An 18,761-nucleotide genomic window follows, 5' to 3' on the forward strand; every position below is an offset into this window, starting at 1 on the left:
TCCACAAATGGCATCGGAAGCCCTCCCTCCGACACACTATGACTTGTCGACCATCAACCCGGTTCATTCTGTCAGGTATCAGCCCGGGCTGTACCTCAGGCTGCCCCTCACCCTAGCCCTCTCCCCGTAAAAACGGGGAGAGGGGACGTGCCAAACGCAACGTCGAGGCTCAACGAAACCGGTGCGGCATATCCCCTTCGCCCCGTTTACGGGGAGAAGGTGGCGGCAGCCGGATGAGGGGCCGGCCACACGGTGCACCGTCAACGACACATCCGAAAATACTACCGCTTCGGGGCCACCAGGCAGAAGAAGGCGCCCTGCGGGTCGGTGGCCTGGATGATCCAGCTGCCGCCGGGGACTTCCATCGGGCCGTTGACGACCTTGCCGCCGCCCGATGTGACGCGTTCGATCGCCGCGTCGATGGCGGGGACGATGAAATAGTAGCTCCAGCAGGGCATGGGCACGCTGTCGGGCTTGGTCATCATGCCGCCGATCTGTCGGCCGTCATGGGAGAAGAGGTAATAGACGCCAATCGGCCCCATATCCATCTCGCTGTCCTTCGTCCAGCCGAACCGCTTGGAATAGAAGTCCAGCGCCTCTTTGCCGTTGCCGGCATAGAGTTCGTGCCAGCCGATGTTGCCGGGCGCGTCGGGGGCGAGTTCCGGCCAGGTCTGTTCCATCGGCGCCGGCGTCATGATGCAGATGACGGCGCCATGCGGATCGGCGACGACAGCGAAGCGGCCGACGGTCGGGATGTCCTGGGGCGGCCGGCGGACTGCGCCGCCATTGGCGGCGAAATCTCTCGCCGTCTGATCGACGTCGTCGACGCCGACATAGCCCGTCCAGTTCGGCGGGATGCCTTGGCCTTCGAGCTCGGCCGGAAACTCCATCAGGCCGGCGACCCCGATGCCGTTCGCCTCGAAGATCGTATAGGTCGGCATGCCCTCCACCTGCATGTCCGAGGTGGTCCAGCCGACGACGGAGCTGTAGAATCTCGCGGCGGCTGCGGTGTCGGGGGTCATCAGCTCGCACCAGATGAACTTTCCATGCGTCTTGGACATCATGTTCTCCCTCTTCTGACGCCGCCCTTTCGCTTGGGGGCGCCGTGATTGTCAGATTTTGCGGATGTAATGCGCTTCCATGAACTGCTTCCACGAGCCGTCCTCCTGCTTGGCGCTGGAGGTGAAAGTGCGGTGATTATCGTCGATGAAGGTGATCTGCTCGCGGTAATCGGCAAGGCCATCGCCGCTGAAATCGGGTCCAGTCGTATAGAGGTCGAGAACATTGCCGGAGGCGTCGACCTCGCCCTCATAGACCCACATATAGTCCATCATGCTGCCGATCCAGCTGCCGACATATTTGCCCTTCTCGGCGTTGTAGCCGAGCGTCAGGATCGTGGTGGCCGGCTTGCCGTCGGGCATATGGCCGGTCCCTTCGGCGACGAACCAGATGCCGTGAAGGGAGCGGACGGTCTCCGTCCAGTCGTGGCCGTCGGACATCTCGGGTGCGGTGACGCTCCAGTCGCCGACCAATCTTTCCAAAAAAGAATGCTCTTTCAGCACTTCGGCGGCCTTCATCATGCTCTCCTCCCTTCGAATGACGATATCCCAGATGTTTGATTGCTCAGTGACAGCAGGACGATGTCTTCGGAGCATCCTCATATTCATCATGGCGGCGTACGAAATTCATCGTGCTCTCCTCGTTGCGGCCCTTCGGCGCGCGGTCGAGGATCATCAGGGTCCCGATCAGTTCCTCCGGCCCGCGGGCATAACTGGAATAGGTATGAAAGACCTCGCCCTTGTCGTTGCGGTAGAAGGCGCTGAGGCCCGGCAGTTCGTCATGCGCCTCAGCCGGCTCGATAGAAGTGAAATTGTAGAAGACCTTGTCTTTGGCAAGGTCCTCCGGACTGAAAGAGACGTGATAATCGAAATTGAAATCGCTGCCGAAGGACGAGACCCAGGGAAATTTCCAGCCCATGCGCCTTTTGTAGGCGGCGATCTTGTCGAGTGGAGCACGCGAAACGGCCACCCAGGTGACGTCGTGATGGTTGAGATGCGGCAGCGCGCCATCGACGTGATCCGACAGGAAGGAGCAGCCGGGGCAGCCGGCCTGCCAGTCGGGACCGAGCATGAAATGATAGATCAGAAGCTGGCTGCGGCCATCGAAGAGATCGGCGAGCGATTTCTTTCCCTCGGGCGTTTCGAAGACATAGTCCTTGTCGACCTTCACCCAAGGCAGCGCCATGCGCTCGGCGTTGATGCTGTCGCGCAGCTTCGTCGCCTCCTTTTCCTTCAAGAGCAGGGCACGCCGGGCCTCCAGCCATTCCTCACGGGAAACAACTTCGTTCTGCATGAAATGCGCCCTCCTCCGGCGCTGCCGGCGAGCCGGCTCATCCCCTTCTCCTTGACTAATTACATTGATATCAATATAAAATGAGCATGTCAAATTCGATCGAGATTCCCTTTTCGACGACGCTGATGGTGCGCGACACCTGCCTCTGTCTGCATGTGCAGCGCGCGGCACGCGCGCTTGCCCGGCTGTTCGACGATGCACTGCGGCCGGCCGGCCTCACCAACGGACAGTTTTCCCTGATGATGTCGCTGAACCGGCCGGAACCGCCACCGATGGGGCCGGTCGCCGCCCTGCTCGCCATGGACCAGACGACGCTGACGGCGGCGCTGAAGCCCTTACAGCGCAGAGGCTGGGTGGCAGTGGTGGAGAACCCGAAGGACAGGCGCGGCCGGCTGCTCAGCCTTACCGCAGAAGGCAAGGCGGTACTGGCAAGAGCACTGCCAATCTGGGAAAGCACGCATGCGGCCCTTGACGATGAATTGCCGGGCGGCGGCGTTCTACGGCTGCGGCAGGATCTGCAGGCGCTGTCGGGGGTGGCGGTGGAAGCGCCGAAGCCGGCTGAGGCGTCGCGCCGGCCGCGTCAAAGTGGACGGGCGACGGGTGATTAGGGCGACCTGCCCCTCATCCGCCTGCCGGCACCTTCTCCCCATTTTGACGGGGAGAAGGGATATGCCGCAACCTCTCCGTCCCACGCCGACCTTTCGCAGGGCACGTCCCCACTCCCCGTCAGAACGGGGAGTGGGTCAGGGTGAGGGGCAATTCCAAGGCGCTGAATCGCCGTGATCAGGCAACGGTGACCGGAACTTCGGTCGAGGTGCGCATGGCGTGGCTGTAGGGGCAGACGATGTGGGCCGCGGCAGCAAGTTTTTCGGCGGTTTCGCGGTCGAGGCCGGGGATATCGACCGTCAGCGCTACTTCGATGCCGAAGCCGGTGCCGTCTTCGCGCGGGCCGATGCCGACCTTGGCGGAGACGGTCGTCTCTTCCGGAATCTTGACCTTCTGCTGGCCTGCAACAAATTTCAAGGCACCGAGGAAGCATGCGGAGTAGCCGGCAGCGAAGAGCTGTTCGGGATTGGTGCCGGTCGCGCCGTCACCGCCGAGTTCCTTGGGAACGGTCAGTGTCACGTCCAGAACGCCGTTTTCGGAAACGGCGCGGCCGGCGCGGCCGCCGGTGGCAGAGGCTTTGGTCGTATAGAGAATAGGCATGACGATCTCCTTTGGTTGGCCCTTAGATCGGGTGGAGTTTTACTATCGCACAATTAAGTTGTACGCAAGTTAATTTTGCAAATTGCATTTCACGAATGGAAAGAGGACAATCGCGGCCTCAGGGATGACGGATATGAAAGCGCAAACGGTAAAGACGATGGAGATACCTGAGGAAGAGAAGCGGCTGGAAAAGCAGCTGTGCTTCGCCGTCTACGCGACGGCGCATGCTTTTACCCGCGCCTATAAACCGATCCTCGACAGGGTCGGCCTCACCTATCCGCAATATCTGGTAATGCTGGTGCTGTGGGAACGCAGCGCCCTACCGGTGAAGACGATCGGCGAGCAGTTGGACCTCGATTCCGGCACGCTGTCGCCGCTGTTGAAACGGCTGGAGCAGAGCGGGCTGATCAAGCGCATCCGCGATCTGCGCGACGAGCGACAGGTGATCGTGTCGCTGACGCCGAAAGGCGAAGCGATGAAGTCAGAGGTCGATACGATCATGACGGCGATCGGAAAAGCCGCCGGCTGCACGATCGAGGAAATGGCCGAGATGCGCGACATGCTGCATCGGCTGCGGGCCAATCTCGGCCGGGCCGGCGACGGCTGAAAGCCCCTGCCCCAAGCCGGTATGACGTCTGCGGCGGGATCAGGACCGCCGAGTGGCGGCCTTCGCCGTCGTGCGGCGCTTTTTTGCAGGCGCAGGTGCGGCATCCGCGTCCTCGGCCGCCTGCTGCAGACGAAGCGCCCTCAGCTTCTCCGTCTTCTTGTCACGCGCCGATGCCTCGGCGGCAATGATGGCGCGGGCCGTGTGATCGGTCGCTTCGGCCTTGTCGCGAGACGAAAGCTTGGCGGGATTGAAGAATTCTCCCTTGGTGGCGGTCATGTGCCCCCTTTCTCGGGTAGTGTCGGCGTTTGATCCTTGCATTTCGGATGCCAACATCATTTTACGGCCGGGACGTACTTCCACAAGGCCGAGATGTGTCGACCGGCCCGTGACATTAGGCCCGGCATGCCACGGCCGGATCAGCGAGCGCGGACAGCCTTCTTCGGCGCCGGCAGCAGGCCCTCGCGCTGCAGCTTCTTGCGGGCAAGTTTGCGCTGGCGGCGAACGGCCTCCCCCTTTTCCCGGGCACGCTTCTCCGACGGCTTCTCATAAGCGCTGCGCGCTTTCATTTCCCGAAAAAGCCCCTCGCGCTGCATCTTTTTCTTAAGCACGCGCAACGCCTGATCGACATTGTTATCCCTAACGAGTACCTGCAAACGAATATCCTTCCTGTCGGCGGCGAGGCCGCTGTCATATGATAAAAAATGGCGGGCTACTTGCCCATGCGGATTCCCGAAAATTTCAGCCACGGCTCGGCATCATCGGCTTTGGCAGCCGCCTCAAGTGACGCCGCCCGTGGCGATTCCCCGATGTCGATATCGTCATCGGTGATGCGGCGCTCGAAATTCTCGCCGGTGAACTGAACGCGATATTGCACGTGCCCGTGATCGTTGGGCAGGATGCTGGCGATCCGGCACCGCTTGTCTGCCTTTGCCGTGCGGGTCAGGCCGGACTTCAGCACGATCATGTCGCCGACCTTGTAGCTTGGTCTGCTCATTCTGCGTCCCTCGACTCTTCGGCTACTCAACTTCAAAACAAAAGGCCGGGCTTGAACCCGACCTCTTCCAGTCATTCGGCCACCAAGCTGCCTTTGATGGTCAGCGCGCTGCCAGTACATCCGTGGTCAGCGCGCCGCAATCTGTGGTCAGCCAAGGCGAATGACAATCATGCGGCCTGAAGGTTGTCGGCCGCGCTCTTGCCGGAACGCTTGTCGCGGACCAGATCGTAGCGGACCTTCTGGCCTTCGGTGAGTTCGCGCATGCCAGCGCGCTCGACTGCCGAAATATGGACGAAAACGTCCGTGGAGCCGTCATCAGGCTGAATGAAACCGAAACCTTTGGTGCCATTGAACCATTTGACTACGCCTGAATTCATAACGATTTCCTTTTCAACCGTTTGAGTGCACCCGTGGCAGAATATCCGCGGGCAATATCGATGCTGAGAGGAGATCTGACGAAGCGCGTTGGCGCATGGACAAAGGTCACGAGCATATTCGATAGGCACCATGTAGGCCTTTTACCGAATTAAGCAATGCTAAATCGAAAATAAAACTTTTCCGAGCGGTGAGCAGAGGCGGCCGACTGGCGACCGCCCCGGCGGCGTCACTGCCAGACGACGATCGGCGCCTTTGTCGGAACGCGGTCGTAGAGATCGATGATATCCTGGTTCAAGAGCCTGACGCAGCCCGAGGAGACGGCCTTGCCGATCGAGCGCCAGTCGGGGTTGCCGTGCAGGCGGTAGAGCGTGTCTTCGCCATTCGAGAAGATATAGAGGGCGCGGGCGCCGAGCGGGTTCTTCAGACCCGGCTCCATGCCGCCGTTTTCGATCGAATATTTGACCAATTCCGGCTGGCGGGCAACCATCTCGTTCGGCGGCTTCCAGCGCGGCCATTTCTGCCGCCACTGGATGACGCCCGATCCCTGCCAGGCGAAACCCTCGCGGCCGATGCCGACGCCGTAGCGCATCGCCATGCCGTCGGCCTGAACGAGATAGAGGAAGCGCGACGGCGTATCGACGACGATGGTGCCAGGCGGCTGGCCGGTGGGATCGAGGACACGCTGGCGATAGTAGCGCGGATCGATCTGCTCATAGGGAACGGCGGGAATGAGGAAGCCGCCGTCCTCGATCGGGCCATACATGACGGCAAGCTCAGGCCCGCTCGGCACGCTGGAGGCACCAGGCGACTGGAACAGGCGCATCGGCGAGCGGTAAATGATCGATGTATCGCCCGATGTCACTGTGTTGACGGAGGAGGCGCAGCCGGTGAGCGCAGAGGCTGCCGTCAGAGCCGAAAGGGAAAGAAAGCTGCGGCGGGAAAGATGTCTATCGGAACTCATGACGCGGGACTGATTTCCTTTTGATGCGGGAATCCTGGAATAACGACACCAGGAAATCTATCGGCTTGCGCCAAATAAACCATAGCTTCACGCAGACGTGTTCCGGCCGGAGCCGACGATATGAAGAGCGCTGTTGCAGCGCTACATCACAACGATCTCGGCCTTGGCGGGAAGCCGGTCGTAGAGATCGACGACGTCCTGGTTCAGCATGCGCACGCAGCCCGACGATGTCGCCCTGCCGATCGACTGCCAGTCGGGCGTGCCGTGGATGCGATAGAGCGTATCCTGGCCGTCCTTGAAGATATACATGGCGCGCGCGCCGAGTGGGTTCTGAAGCCCGGGATTCATGCCGCCGTTTTCCGCCGAAAAGGCGCGGACTTCCGGCTGGCGCGAGACCATTTCGACCGGCGGCGTCCAGCGCGGCCATTTCTGCTTCCACTGAATGACGCCGCGGCCCGACCAGGCGTAACCGTCGCGGCCGAGGCCGACGCCGTAGCGCATCGCCTTGCCGTTAGCCTCGACCAAATAGAGGAAACGCGCCTTGGTATCGACGACGATGGTGCCGGGGCGCTCGGTCGTCTGATAGTCGACCTCCTGACGCAGGAATTGCGGCTGGATCCGGCTGACCGGGATCGCCGGCAGAGTGAAGTCCTCGGCGCGCTGCTCGCCATACATCGCCATATGCACGGGATTGGTGAGCGGCAGGCCGTAGGTCTGGTGGAACTGGGTCTTGTAAAGCTCGCGCGTCTGCGGCACCGGCTGATCGGGGATCGGCCGCACCCGGCGCGGATCGACGCCCGGCGGCTGATAGAAGACCGGCGAGGTTTCCTGGACGAAGCGGGCGGGCGAATCGGCAGCGACATCGGGGATCAGGATGTTGCAGCCGCTGAGCGGCGCGACAGCAATCATAAGCCCGGCAATCGGGAAAACCCGGTGCAGAAAATTCATGGGACCACCCTAGTCAACGATCGGCGAGACAGCGATATCTGGCGCGACGATTGCATTCGCGGCTGGTGCGAGGCTGGCGTTCGTTGCATTGCACGACCATGGCTGTTCCACCGGCGGCAGAGCTTACGCCGCCACCCCGTGGAAGAAGCGGATGCTCTGTTCGATCTCGGCCGGCAACGCCGAGGTGTGGTTGCCGGCGACGGTGTCGGTCTCGATATGGACGCCGGCGGCGCGGGCGCGGCGGGCGAGCAGATCGGCGCGGTCGTTGAAATGCGACTCTTCCGTACCGTGGACGACCCGGATGGGGCATTTGAAGCTGTGGGCGTAACAGAGCGCCGAGCGCACCTCGAATTCATGCGCATTGCTGTCGTCGAAGCGGATGTCCTGGGGATAGCGGCTGAAGAAACGGAAGGCGTTGGGATTGCCCGAAATCGGCGCGGCGGCGCGGAATTTTTGGCTGCTCATCGCCGTCAGCATGGTCAGCGTGCCGCCGATGCTATGGCCGGCGATGAACAGGCGGCCGGAATCGACGCCCGGCAGATGCGCCAGGCGCTCGGTTGCGGCAAGCACATCGTCGACCTCATCGTAGAAGCCGGAAAAATTGCCCCTCTGGCCGTTTTCGCCGCGCAGCGACGGCATCATCACGACATAGCCGGCATCCATGTAGGGCTTCATCAGCTGCCAATGGCCGATGCCCATGGCATTGCCGCCATGCAGGAAGAGCACGGCCGGCTTGGCAGTGCGCTCGCGTTTGTACCGGGAAACCCATGCCACCAGTTCGAGCTCGCCGCCATAGCCGGAGCGGTAGAATATCTTCTCGGCGTCGGCAGGCGCGGTCAGCGGTTCGTATTTATCCGGCGCCGGGCCCTTTTGCAGGAGTTTCGTGCGGAAGCGGCGGCGGACCGCGGCATAGTCGTGCTTGGCAAGGCGCGGCTCGTCGGGGACATCGAAGGCGGTCGCCATGCGCGGCAGGACGAGCGCGCCGGCAAGCCCCGCCAGCACGGCGCGGCGTTGGCGGAAAAAGGAATTTTGTTCATGCGAGCTCATGACGCGGCACCCAAATCATTTCCCCGGCACGCCAGATTTGCATCGGAAAACCGATGCCGCCAATACACATGATGTTGAAAATATGGCCCTGCGTCATTGTTGCGCAGGAGCGCAAAGCTCAGCCCGGCTTCGCATCGATCATGGCGATCAGCGTGCGCAGCCGGTCGGCCTCGTAAGGAGGTTTGTCGGGGCGAAGGCGGGCTATGCGCGGGAAGCGCATGGCGACCCCCGATTTGTGCCGGGTCGAACGGTTGATGCCCTCGAAGGCCACTTCGACGACAAAGCCGAACTCTCTGTCGGCGCGGACGGCCCGCACCGGGCCGAAACGTTCGGTGGTGTTGTTGCGCACGAACTTGTCGAGCAGTTCGAGTTCGGCATCGGTGAAACCGAAATAGGCCTTTCCGACCGGCACCAGCTGTTCGCCGTCCTCGTCATCGGCCCAGACGCCGAAGGTGAAATCGGAATAATAGCTGGAGCGCTTGCCGTGGCCGCGCTGGGCATACATTAGCACCGCATCGACATTATAGGGGTTGCGCTTCCACTTGAACCAGGGGCCTTTCATGCGGCCTGCCTGGTAGATGCTGTCACGCCGCTTGATCATCACGCCCTCGATCACCGGATCGGGCGGGGCCGCACGCAGCGCATCGAGCTCCTCCCACGAGGAGAAGGGCACGAGCGGCGAGAGGTCGAACCGATCATGGGGCGCGCGCTCGATGATATCGGAGAGACGCTCGCGGCGCTCGACATAGGTGCGCCCGCGAATATCCTCGTCATCGTCGAAGAGCAGGTCATAGGCGCGGATGAAGGCGGGATAATCGTCGAGCATCTTCGCCGTCACCGTCTTGCGGTTCAGGCGCTGCTGCAGGTCGGAGAAGGTGCGGGTCGGGCTGTTGGAACGGGCGGTGCCGCCGACCAGCAGCTCACCGTCGACGACGCCGGAAAAATTGATCGCCTCAAGAATATCGGGAAAGGCGCCCGAAATGTCGTCGCCGGAGCGGGAATAGATCTTCCGCCTGTCGCCGGAGCGCGACAGCTGGACGCGGATGCCGTCCCATTTCCATTCGGCGGCGTAGTCGGCCGGGTCGAGACCTGCCAGGTCTCCCTCCTCCACGGCATTGGCGAGCATGACGGAATGGAAGATCGCCGGTGTCGCCAGCGCCGGTTTGTCGCCGCCGCCCGCCAGCCATTGGAACAGCGTCTCGTAAGGCGGCTGCAGGCCGTGCCAGAGAGTCTCGATCTCGGTGACGTCCTTGCCGCCGAGATCGGCCAGCGCCTGTTTGGCAAGACGGGCGGAAACGCCGATGCGCAACGCGCCGGTGGTCAGCTTGATGAAGGCGAAACGGCCGGAGGAATCCAGCCGGTCGAGCAGATCGCGGACATAGGCGCGCACTTCGGTGCGGCCGAGCGCGTTCATGCGCTTGACGACCTCACCCAGGCGCGGCTGAGCCAGGGCCGATCGGTCTATGTCCCGCTCATTGTCCCAGACGAGTGAAATGGTTTCGGCGAGATCGCCGACATAGTCGTAGGAATAATGGAACAGCACCTCGTCCATGCGTTCCAGCACCAGGTCGCGCAACATAGCAGGCTTGACGTCGCGCACTTCGAGCGTGCCGGCGATGGCGGCAAGGCCGTAACCGCGGTCCGGGTCGGGCGTGTCGCGGAAATAATCCGTGAGCAGCTTGAGCTTGCCGTTGCGGCTGGGGGTCAGGACCAGGCGGTCGAGGAGGTCGGCGAAGGCTTTCATGCGGGCCTCCGCATTCCGGGGTAAGAGCCCTCCCCAACTTTGCGAGGAGAAGACCCCTTCCCAAGCCCTCCCCACAGGTGGGAGGGCCTAACTCGCGGCACTGCTCCGCCTTCTTTCAACCACAGCATTCGCGGCGATGATTTTGTGGCGGGACGGCGCAGCAGATTAAGCCCCTCCTCCTTGTGGGGAGGGGTTGGGGAGGGGTTTTGACGCGTTCTCCAGTTCATCTCAATCCGCCTCATCCTCATAGCCCACGAGATGCAACGGTTTCGCCTTGATACCCTGCAGGTGGCACCAGCGCACCAGCGCCTCCTCGCGGCCATGGGTTACCCAGACTTCAGCCGGATTCAGTTCGCGGATCGTTTCGGTCAGTTCCGGCCAGTCGCAATGATCGGAGATGACGAGCGGCAGTTCGACGCCGAGCTGTTTGGCCCGCTGGCGCACCATCATCCAGCCGGAGGCGAAGGCCGGCAGCGGTTCGTTGAAGCGTCGCGCCCAGCGGTCGGCGAAGGCCGAGGACGGGCCGATGACGACGGCGCCCCGGAAGGTGGATTTGTCGCGGCTTTCGATCGTGGCGGGCTGCAGCTCGCCGAGATCTATGCCTTGGCCGACATAATAATCACAGAGCTTTTCCATGGCGCCGTGGATATAGATCGGCTCGGCATAACCGGCATCGCGCAGCAGCCGGATGACGCGCTGGGCCTTGCCGAGCGCGTAGGCGCCGATGAGATGGGTGCGCTCCGGAAATTGCCGGAGCGAGGCCAGCAGCTTGCCGGTCTCGTCGATCGGATCTGGATGATGGAAGACCGGCAGGCCGAAGGTCGCCTCGGTGATGAAGACATCGCAGGCGACCGGCACATAAGGCGCGCAGGTCGGGTCTGGGCGGCGCTTGTAATCGCCGGAGACGACAATGCGGGTGCCGTTCTTCTCGATGGCGATCTGAGCCGAGCCGAGCACATGGCCGGCGGGGTGAAAACTCACCTTGACGCCATTGATCCCCAGCTCTTCGCCGAAATCGGCTATCTGCTCGCTGGCGCAGAAGCCCTCGCCATAACGCAGGCGCATGATGTCGAGCGTCTGACGGGTGGCGAGCACGTTCACATGCCCCGGCCGGGCGTGGTCGGAATGGCCATGGGTGACGAGCGCCCGTTCGACAGGCCGCACCGGATCGACGTAAAAGCCGCCCTCCGGGCAATAGAGCCCTTCCGGGGCGGGATAAAGCAGCGCATCAGCTCTCATGATGCAAGAGATAGCGGGAAACGGGCGCGGGGCCAGAGGAAGCGATCGTCATCACCTGATCCCGTCGAGAAAGGATATGATTGCTGCGTTGAACTCCGCCGGCCGCTGCAAAGGGGCGAAATGGCTGACGCCAGGCAGATAAATCATCTGAGCGTCCGGGATGCTGCCGGCAAGATATTCGGCATGCTCGGCTTTGATGAATTCGTCGTGTTCGCCGAGCACGATCGCGACCGGAACGCCGATGCGGCCGAGGTCGGCCGCCCCATAATTCGGCTCGGTCCGCATCATCAGGCTGACCGCCTCGACGAAGGAATTGAAATCGTCCGGCGTGGCGGACAATGCCGCATAATCCTTGGCGTGGCGGGCGAAACATCGGTCGATGACCGGGGTTGGAACGAATTCCAGCGTGCCGCTCGGATCCATGTTGCAGGCGAAGAAAAAGACGCCCTCCACACGCGACGGCGCCGTCATGGCGAGGATCAGCGCGATGCAGGCGCCGTCGCTCCAGCCGACGAACGCCGCCGTTTCCAGCCGCAGTTCGTCCATCACCGCCAGCACGTCGGCAGCCATCAGCTCATAGCTGTAGGGACTGACATCGCGGGTGCTTCGTCCATGGCCGCGGCTATCGATCAGCACGACACGGCGGCCACTGGCAAGGAGCGCCGGGACCTGGTAGCCCCAGTTGCCGCTATGGCCGAGGCCGCCATGCAGCAGAATGACGGCAGGGCCTGTGCCGTAGCTCGCATACCAGATGCGGGCGCCTGCGCGCCCGACATGGCCTTCGACAGCAGCCAATGGCAGCGGGGCCGCCCCCTGCGCTTCGAAATGAATGAGCTCGTCGTCCTGTCGTTCCATAGCGGTCCCAATCCTTTCCGGCGAATAATCCCGCGCATAGAAAAGCCGGAAAACAGCCCAAGAACAACCAGAATCGCTTTCTAGCTGTTGCCTTCGTCGATGCAATCAGGAGGAGCAGAGAGATGGGCAGGAAGCGTTTTCTATTGCGCGGCGGCGATCGCGCTCGCGGCCGCCGCCATTTATCTCAACAATACCAGCCGCATTGCCGAACATCGGCCGGGAAAGCCGGTGCTGCTCGCTCATCGCGGCATCGCCCAACGGTTCGACGAGAACGATCTGAAGAACGACACCTGCACGGCGAGCCGCATGCTGCCGCCGAAACACGACTATCTGGAGAACACTATTGCCTCGATGCAGGCGGGCTTCGTCGCCGGCGCAGATGTCGTCGAGATGGACGTGCATCCGACAACGGACGGCGAATTCGCCGTCTTTCACGACTGGACGCTCGACTGCCGCACCGACGGACACGGCGTGACCCGCAAGCAATCGATGGCTGAAATGAGAAGGCTCGACATCGGATACGGCTATACCGCCGACGGCGGCAAGACCTTTCCATTTCGCGGCCAGGGCATCGGCATGATGCCGACGCTGGCGCAAGTACTTTCGACCTTTCCGGATCGGCGCTTTCTCATCAACATCAAGAGCCGCGATCCGTCCGAGGGGGAAAAGCTCGCCGCCGTGCTGAACGCGCTTCCGGCGGCACAGCGGGCCGGCATCATCGTCTATGGCGGCGACGAGCCGATCGACGTTCTCGGCCGGCTCGCACCGGATATCAAAACCGCCTCGCGCAAAAGCCTGAAGGGCTGCCTGTTCGGCTATATCGGCTATGGCTGGACCGGCCTCCCGCCCGAGGCCTGCAAGCATCGGATGATGCTGGTGCCGATCAATATCGCGCCTTGGCTGTGGGGCTGGCCGGACCGCTTTCTCAACCGGATGCAGGATGCCGGAACGGAGTTTTCGTGCTCGGCCCCTGTCGCGGCGGCGATTTTTCCACCGGCATCGACGATGCCGCGCAGTTGGCGCGGCTGCCGCGGGATTATGCGGCAGGCCTATGGACGAATGAGATCGAGACGATCGGCAAGCTCATGAAATGAGGCAGAGTCTCCGCGCGCCTCAGAACTCCTGCCAATCGCCGCCGGCGACTGCCGTATTGCCGTGGAAGGCCGCGCTCACCTTCGCGGCCATTGCACGCGGTGCCGATGGAATAGGTCTGGAAGCCGCGGTTGCCACGGCGGGGCGTGATTGGCGCAAGCCCCCGCTTCCGATGTTAAACTGCCCCAGCAGCTGGAAGAGCGCGTCGGCCTCCTTGGCGAGGCTGTGGGCGGCGGCCGTCGATTCCTCGACCATGGCCGCATTTTGCTGCGTACCCTGGTCCATGGTGTTAACCGCGGTGTTGATTTCCTTCAATCCCGTCGCCTGCTCCTTGGAGCTTTCGACGATTGCCAGAACATTGCCGTTGACCTGCTGAACCTGAGCGACGATTTCTTCCAGAGCCTTGCCGGTCTCCCCGACTAGGCTCACTCCGCTCTTCACGTGCTCGTTGGAGGCGCTGATCAGCTCCTTAATCTCCTTCGCCGCTTTGGCCGATCTCTGAGCCAGCTCGCGAACTTCCTGTGCGACCACGGCAAAACCCTTGCCGGCATCGCCCGCGCGTGCCGCCTCGACGCCGGCGTTCAGCGCCAACAGATTGGTCTGAAACGCGATTTCGTCGATCACGCCGATGATATTGCCGATCTCGGCCGACGATGTTTCGATCTTGCCCATGGCTTCGACGGCGTTGCGGACAACCGCGCCGGAGCGCTCGGCATTCTCGCGGGTCCTCCGCACCAGCTGGCCGGCCTCCTGGGCGCGGTTGCTGGAGTCGGAGACGGTTGTGGTGATCTCTTCGAGCGCGGCGGCGGTTTCCTCGACGGAGGCCGCCTGCTGTTCCGTGCGCTTCGACAGATCGTCCGAGGCGGAACGAACCTGCTGGGCTCCGGCAGCGATGCCTGTTGCGTTTTCGGCCACGGCCTGCATCGCTGCGCGCAGCTTGCCGACGGCGGCGTTGAAGTCGGTCCGGATTTTTTCCAGCGTCGGAATGAATGGAGTTGCGACTTCCTGGGTCAGATCACCGCCGGACAGCGCCATCAGGGATGCCGCCAGCTGATCGACGTTGTTGACGCGGGCGGTCACGTCCGTCGCGAACTTGACGACTTTGAAGACCTTGCCGTTCATGTCGAAGATCGGATTGTACGATGCCTGGATATAGACCTTTTTGCCGCCCTTGCCGATGCGCAGGAACTCGTCGGCTACGAATTCGCCGGCTGACAGACGCACCCAGAACCGCCGATAATCGTCACTGTTGGCGTAAGCGCTGTCGCAAAACATCGAATGATGGCGGCCCTGGATCTCGGCCAGCTGATAGCCGAGCGCCGACAGGAAATTCTCGTTGGCCGTCAGTATCTCGCCCTTCGGCGTGAATTCGATAACCGCCTGGGCGCGCGACAGCGCGCTTATCTTGCCGGCATCCTCGGCGCTCTGCAGCTTCTGCTTGGTGATATCGGTCGCGAACTTCACGACCTTGTAGGGTTTTCCGCCGCTGAAGACCGGATTATAGGAGGCTTCGATCCAGATTTCCTTGCCGCCCTTGCCGATGCGTTTGTACTGGCGCTGATCGAACTCGCCTCGATTGAGCCTCGCCCAGAACTCGCGATAATCGGCCGACGAGGCTTCTGCCGGCTCGACGAACATCCGGTGATGCTGGCCGACAATCTCGGACAAGTCGTAACCGAGGGCAGCACAGAAATTGGCATTGGCCGTGAGAATCTTGCCGGTAAGGTCGAATTCGATGATGGCCTGCGACCTGCTCATCGCGGCAAGCACGGCCTTGGCATCCGAACCGAAGCCGAATCCTATCTTCTTCATGCTGTTCCCCCATCGCTCAAATCGAGCGCATGACTGCCGCCACCCACCGCGGGCTTGCGCTGGACGGGCACCCCGGAAATAAAATCCGATAAAATCTTTAAGCTTCCTTTAACCGAGCCGTCTCGAAACCGGATGCGTGACATCCGAGCAACGCTGAAAAATAAGGAAGCACAAACAGCGACTTGACCTGAGGCTTGGCCAGGGATGCTGAACTTTCGGGACGTTGTCAAACGTGCCGCCACCGATTTTTTCGCCTTGGCCGGGTTCGAATGGTTCGAAGATCCGTAAACTCTTTGTTAATCAACGGCCGCCCGCCCGTTGCCAACAGTCAAGGGCCTTTCCGTTTTTCTCTGCACATGCATATTTTTTCCGTCCTTCGAGCCGGCAGAATCAACTTCAGATACGAGCGGCAAGTGGACACATCAGCCGCCAAGCGCCGGATGCGAGGCAATCGGAGAAAGACATGCCGCTCGAGGCCGAGTTCAATCGAATTGAGGAAGTCGCTGCAGGCTTCAAGACGCATTACGAAGTCTTCAAATACATGAAGCGCCTCACCCAGGATCTGGGGATGACGGCCTTCCTGATCATGACGCTTCCTTCGGTCGATGTTGTCGAAATCGGCGCGACGAAGATCATCACCAACTGGCCGGCGGAAATGGTCGATTATTACGACGCCCATAACCTGATGGTCGACAGCCCGGTTATCCGAAGGATGCTGAGATCGACCAGCCCCTTCAATTATGATGTCGAGGCGATCAATACCGATCGCGGCGCAGGCAAAAAGTCCACCGTCATCGAGTTGTTCAGGCGGTACGGCATGGAAAAAGGCGCCTATTTTCCCGTTCATGATGCCGCGGCCGGACGCGGTGCGATGTCGATTTCGGGGTCTCGGAATTTCAGCATGGTCGAAATGGTGAAACTCCTGTTTATCGCGACGCTCATCTATGATCGGCTGTCCCAGCTGACATTGAACGAGAAACACAAGCCGGTTGCCTTTACGCAGAGCGAGCTGGACTGCCTGAGGATGACGGCCGGAGGCAAGAAGAGCAGCGAAATTGCGAAGCTTCTCGATCTGTCGGAAAGCGCGGTTAACAATCAGATCGGCAGCGTGATCAGGAAGCTGGGATGCACGACGAGAACGCAGGCGGTGGTCAGCGCTCTGCGTCTCAATATCATTCGAGTCTAAACCAACGATCGGCTGGCGACCGGCTTAGGAAAAGTTCAGAGAAGCTGCGCCCGCAGCAACAGCGGCACCACCTCCGGCGGGACGGGCTTGGAGAAGCGGTAGCCCTGCGCCTCCTCGCAGCGTGCCTGCCGCAGGAAATCCATCTGGGCATCGGTCTCGACGCCTTCCGCGAGAACCGAGAGCTTCAACGTCTGCGCCAGCGAGATGACGGCCGAGGCGATGGCGACGGCTGTTTCATCGCCCGGCAATGCCTCGACCAGCGAACGATCCATCTTCAGCCGGTCGAAGGGGAAAGTCTTCAGTGCCGCAAGGCTGGAATAGCCGGAGCCGAAATCGTCGATCGACAGGCGCACGCCGAGCGCCCTCAGCTGCTCCATCATGGCGAGCGCACGCTCGGCATCCTGCATCACCACGCTTTCGGTGACCTCGAGCTCCAGCCAGCGGGATTGCAGGCGGCTGCGCTCCAGCGCCTCGCCGACATGGCTCGCAAAATCCGGATCGGCGAACTGCTTCGCCGAAACATTGACGGCGATCGTCACCGGCGTCAGGCCCATATCCTGCCAGTTGCGCGCCTGGCGGCAGGCCTCGTTCAGCACCCAGAGGCCGAGGGGAACGATGAGGCCGGTCTCTTCGGCAATCGGGATGAAACTCGCCGGCGGCACCCTGCCCTTTGCCGGGTGGTTCCAACGGACCAGCGCCTCGATGCCGGTGATGCGGCCGGTGGCGACGTCGACCTGCGGCTGATATTCCAGGAACAGCTGATCGGCTGTTATCGCCTGATGGAGCTCCTCCTGCTCGCCGCGCGGCATGCCGACCCCGCTGCTGTCGCCATCATGATGCTGCAGCGTGTTGCGGCCGAATTGCTTGGCGCGATACATGGCGCGATCGGCATTTGCGAGAAGCTCTTCCGAGGTGGAGCCGTCGACGGGAAAGGCGGCGACGCCGATACTCGAGGTGATGATGATCTCACCGCTCTCGCCTTGCATCGGCCGAGTAATCGCCTTCTGCAGATCGCGAAGGCGGCGGGTGATGCCGGCATCGTGGCTCGACTGGTGGACGAGCACCACGAGGAATTCGTCGCCGCCGAGCCGCACCACCATATCCGAGGGACGGATGCTGTTGGCCATGCGGGTGGCGATCTCCTTCAACACCTCGTCGCCGGCGGCGTGGCCGCGGCCGTCATTGACGTCCTTAAAGTTATCGAGATCGATACAGGCGACCGTGACCTTGCGATTGTTGCGCCGGGCCTGGTCGAGGATGCCGGCCAGCCTTTCCTTCAGAAAGGCGCGGTTCGGCAGGCCAGTGAGATCATCATGATGCGCCATGAAATGGATGCGATCGTCGACGCGCTTGCGTTCGATGGCGATGCCGGCGATGTGGGTGGCGAGCGCCACCAGCCTCATTTCATGCTCCGTCGGACGGCGTACCTCCCTGGAATAGAGGGCGAAGGTGCCGAGCACATTGTTCTCAGAGGTAGCGATCGGCGTCGACCAGCAGGAGCGAAAGCCGAAAGGCGCAACCAGCCCGCGGAAATCCTCCCACAGCGGATCGCTCATCACGTCCTCGACGATGACGGGCTGGCCGCGCCAGGCGGCGGTACCGCAGGAGCCGACCTTGGGGCCGATGGTGACACCGTCGATGAGCCGGCTGTAGCCTCCGGGAAGATTGGGAGCCGCACCGTGATAGAGCCGGGTGCCCTGGCCGTCGAGCAGAAGAACCGAGCCGTCGATATCCGTCAGCTGGGCTTCGATCATCAGCACCAGCGCCTCGAGGATCATCGGCAGCGGTTCATTGCGGGCGATCATCTCGAGCAGTTTCGCCTGGCCGCGATGGAGATCCTCCTGCAGCTTTCGTTCGGTGATATCGCGGGAAACGCCGATCAGCCCGACGACCTCGCCGCGATCGTTGCGCAGCGGTATTTTCGAGGTCAACCGGCATACCGGCTTGACGGCGCCGGGAAGGACGACCGTCTCCTCCATGTCGATGCGGGCTATGCCGCTCGCCATGATCTGCTGCTCGATATCGAAATGGCGGCGCGCCGCCTCGAAATCGAACAGGTCGAAATCACGCTTGCCGGCGACCTCTTCGGCGCTGAGGCCGAGGCTGGCCGCCGTGACGGCGTTGGCGAAGACGAAGCGGCTGTCACGGTCCTTGACGTAGAGGAAGTCCGGAAGTTCGTGGATAATCGCCTTCAGGCGCAGGTTCTCAACGCCTTCCGAGAGGTGATGGGCGGTCGACGCCATCATCGCCTCGGTCGCGGCAACGAAGCGCCGTGTTTCGGCCGTCAGGGAATCGAGCGATTCCCATCGCCCGGCACTCGCTTCGTGCATAACGCCATTC

General features: G+C 62.0%; 19 protein-coding genes and 1 pseudogene. 4 read left to right on the forward strand and 16 right to left on the reverse strand.

Going from position 1 to position 18,761, the window contains the following annotated elements:
• Positions 1-281 precede the first annotated feature (281 nt).
• From FHT70_RS17350 to FHT70_RS17360, 3 genes are read right to left on the reverse strand one after another with little or no spacing between them, the layout of a single operon-like run.
• Positions 282-1,061 (reverse strand): VOC family protein, encoded by a 780-nt coding sequence (locus tag FHT70_RS17350; protein WP_183703390.1) that lies wholly within the window; start codon positions 1,059-1,061, stop codon positions 282-284.
• Positions 1,062-1,112: 51 nt separating this feature from the next.
• Positions 1,113-1,580 carry a DUF1579 domain-containing protein gene (locus FHT70_RS17355; protein ID WP_097599905.1) on the reverse strand — a complete coding sequence of 156 codons (468 nt, stop codon included), beginning with the start codon at positions 1,578-1,580 and terminating at the stop codon, positions 1,113-1,115.
• 43 nt (positions 1,581-1,623) lie between these two features.
• Entirely contained in the window at positions 1,624-2,352 is a 729-nt protein-coding gene (locus FHT70_RS17360; protein WP_183703393.1) for a thioredoxin family protein, read from the reverse strand.
• An 86-nt stretch (positions 2,353-2,438) separates the two neighbouring features.
• Between FHT70_RS17360 and FHT70_RS17365 the strand changes: the two genes are divergently transcribed.
• Positions 2,439-2,960, forward strand: coding sequence for a MarR family winged helix-turn-helix transcriptional regulator (locus tag FHT70_RS17365; protein WP_183703396.1), 522 nt, complete (start codon positions 2,439-2,441; stop codon positions 2,958-2,960).
• A gap of 175 nt (positions 2,961-3,135) precedes the next feature.
• On the opposite strand, the gene FHT70_RS17370 is transcribed toward FHT70_RS17365, so the two are convergent.
• Positions 3,136-3,558, reverse strand: coding sequence for an organic hydroperoxide resistance protein (locus tag FHT70_RS17370; protein WP_064837534.1), 423 nt, complete (start codon positions 3,556-3,558; stop codon positions 3,136-3,138).
• A gap of 124 nt (positions 3,559-3,682) precedes the next feature.
• On the opposite strand from FHT70_RS17370, the gene FHT70_RS17375 reads away from it, so the two are divergent.
• Positions 3,683-4,165, forward strand: a complete 483-nt coding sequence (locus FHT70_RS17375) for a MarR family transcriptional regulator (protein ID WP_085777402.1) — start codon at positions 3,683-3,685, stop codon at positions 4,163-4,165.
• Positions 4,166-4,204: 39 nt separating this feature from the next.
• On the opposite strand, the gene FHT70_RS17380 is transcribed toward FHT70_RS17375, so the two are convergent.
• From FHT70_RS17380 to FHT70_RS17425, 10 genes are all read right to left on the reverse strand, one after another.
• Entirely contained in the window at positions 4,205-4,441 is a 237-nt protein-coding gene (locus FHT70_RS17380) for a hypothetical protein (protein WP_085777401.1), read from the reverse strand.
• A gap of 140 nt (positions 4,442-4,581) precedes the next feature.
• On the reverse strand, positions 4,582-4,818 hold the full coding sequence (rpsU, locus tag FHT70_RS17385; protein ID WP_011424510.1) for a 30S ribosomal protein S21: 237 nt from the start codon (positions 4,816-4,818) through the stop codon (positions 4,582-4,584).
• A 56-nt stretch (positions 4,819-4,874) separates the two neighbouring features.
• Entirely contained in the window at positions 4,875-5,159 is a 285-nt protein-coding gene (locus FHT70_RS17390; RefSeq protein WP_085777400.1) for a cold-shock protein, read from the reverse strand.
• 167 nt (positions 5,160-5,326) lie between these two features.
• On the reverse strand, positions 5,327-5,536 hold the full coding sequence (locus FHT70_RS17395; RefSeq protein ID WP_085777399.1) for a cold-shock protein: 210 nt from the start codon (positions 5,534-5,536) through the stop codon (positions 5,327-5,329).
• Between the two features lie 227 nt (positions 5,537-5,763).
• Positions 5,764-6,498: a L,D-transpeptidase gene (locus FHT70_RS17400; RefSeq protein ID WP_183703397.1), complete on the reverse strand. Its 735-nt coding sequence runs from the start codon at positions 6,496-6,498 to the stop codon at positions 5,764-5,766.
• A gap of 141 nt (positions 6,499-6,639) precedes the next feature.
• On the reverse strand, positions 6,640-7,446 hold the full coding sequence (locus tag FHT70_RS17405; protein WP_097599909.1) for a L,D-transpeptidase: 807 nt from the start codon (positions 7,444-7,446) through the stop codon (positions 6,640-6,642).
• A 123-nt stretch (positions 7,447-7,569) separates the two neighbouring features.
• Complete coding sequence (locus FHT70_RS17410) at positions 7,570-8,493, reverse strand: alpha/beta fold hydrolase (RefSeq protein WP_097599910.1); 924 nt, start codon at positions 8,491-8,493, stop codon at positions 7,570-7,572.
• Positions 8,494-8,611: 118 nt separating this feature from the next.
• Complete coding sequence (locus FHT70_RS17415) at positions 8,612-10,237, reverse strand: cisplatin damage response ATP-dependent DNA ligase (RefSeq protein WP_183703400.1); 1,626 nt, start codon at positions 10,235-10,237, stop codon at positions 8,612-8,614.
• 228 nt (positions 10,238-10,465) lie between these two features.
• On the reverse strand, positions 10,466-11,476 hold the full coding sequence (locus tag FHT70_RS17420) for a ligase-associated DNA damage response exonuclease (protein WP_097599912.1): 1,011 nt from the start codon (positions 11,474-11,476) through the stop codon (positions 10,466-10,468).
• 51 nt (positions 11,477-11,527) lie between these two features.
• The gene (locus FHT70_RS17425) at positions 11,528-12,331 is read right to left on the reverse strand and encodes an alpha/beta hydrolase (RefSeq protein WP_183703402.1); all 804 of its coding nucleotides are present in this window, start codon (positions 12,329-12,331) and stop codon (positions 11,528-11,530) included.
• A gap of 99 nt (positions 12,332-12,430) precedes the next feature.
• On the opposite strand from FHT70_RS17425, the pseudogene FHT70_RS17430 reads away from it, so the two are divergent.
• Positions 12,431-13,425: pseudogene (locus tag FHT70_RS17430) on the forward strand (glycerophosphodiester phosphodiesterase family protein).
• Positions 13,426-13,444: 19 nt separating this feature from the next.
• Here the strand turns inward: FHT70_RS17430 and FHT70_RS17435 are convergent.
• Positions 13,445-15,235 (reverse strand): PAS domain-containing methyl-accepting chemotaxis protein, encoded by a 1,791-nt coding sequence (locus FHT70_RS17435; RefSeq protein WP_183703405.1) that lies wholly within the window; start codon positions 15,233-15,235, stop codon positions 13,445-13,447.
• A gap of 463 nt (positions 15,236-15,698) precedes the next feature.
• Here FHT70_RS17435 and FHT70_RS17440 point away from each other — a divergent pair, with 463 nt between their 5' ends.
• The gene (locus tag FHT70_RS17440) at positions 15,699-16,421 is read left to right on the forward strand and encodes a LuxR family transcriptional regulator (protein ID WP_183703408.1); all 723 of its coding nucleotides are present in this window, start codon (positions 15,699-15,701) and stop codon (positions 16,419-16,421) included.
• A 35-nt stretch (positions 16,422-16,456) separates the two neighbouring features.
• On the opposite strand, the gene FHT70_RS17445 is transcribed toward FHT70_RS17440, so the two are convergent.
• On the reverse strand, positions 16,457-18,751 hold the full coding sequence (locus FHT70_RS17445; protein WP_183703636.1) for an EAL domain-containing protein: 2,295 nt from the start codon (positions 18,749-18,751) through the stop codon (positions 16,457-16,459).
• Positions 18,752-18,761: the final 10 nt, after the last annotated feature.

Origin of the sequence: Rhizobium sp. BK049 (genome assembly GCF_014193135.1) — a bacterium.
Classification (GTDB): Bacteria; Pseudomonadota; Alphaproteobacteria; order Rhizobiales; family Rhizobiaceae; genus Rhizobium.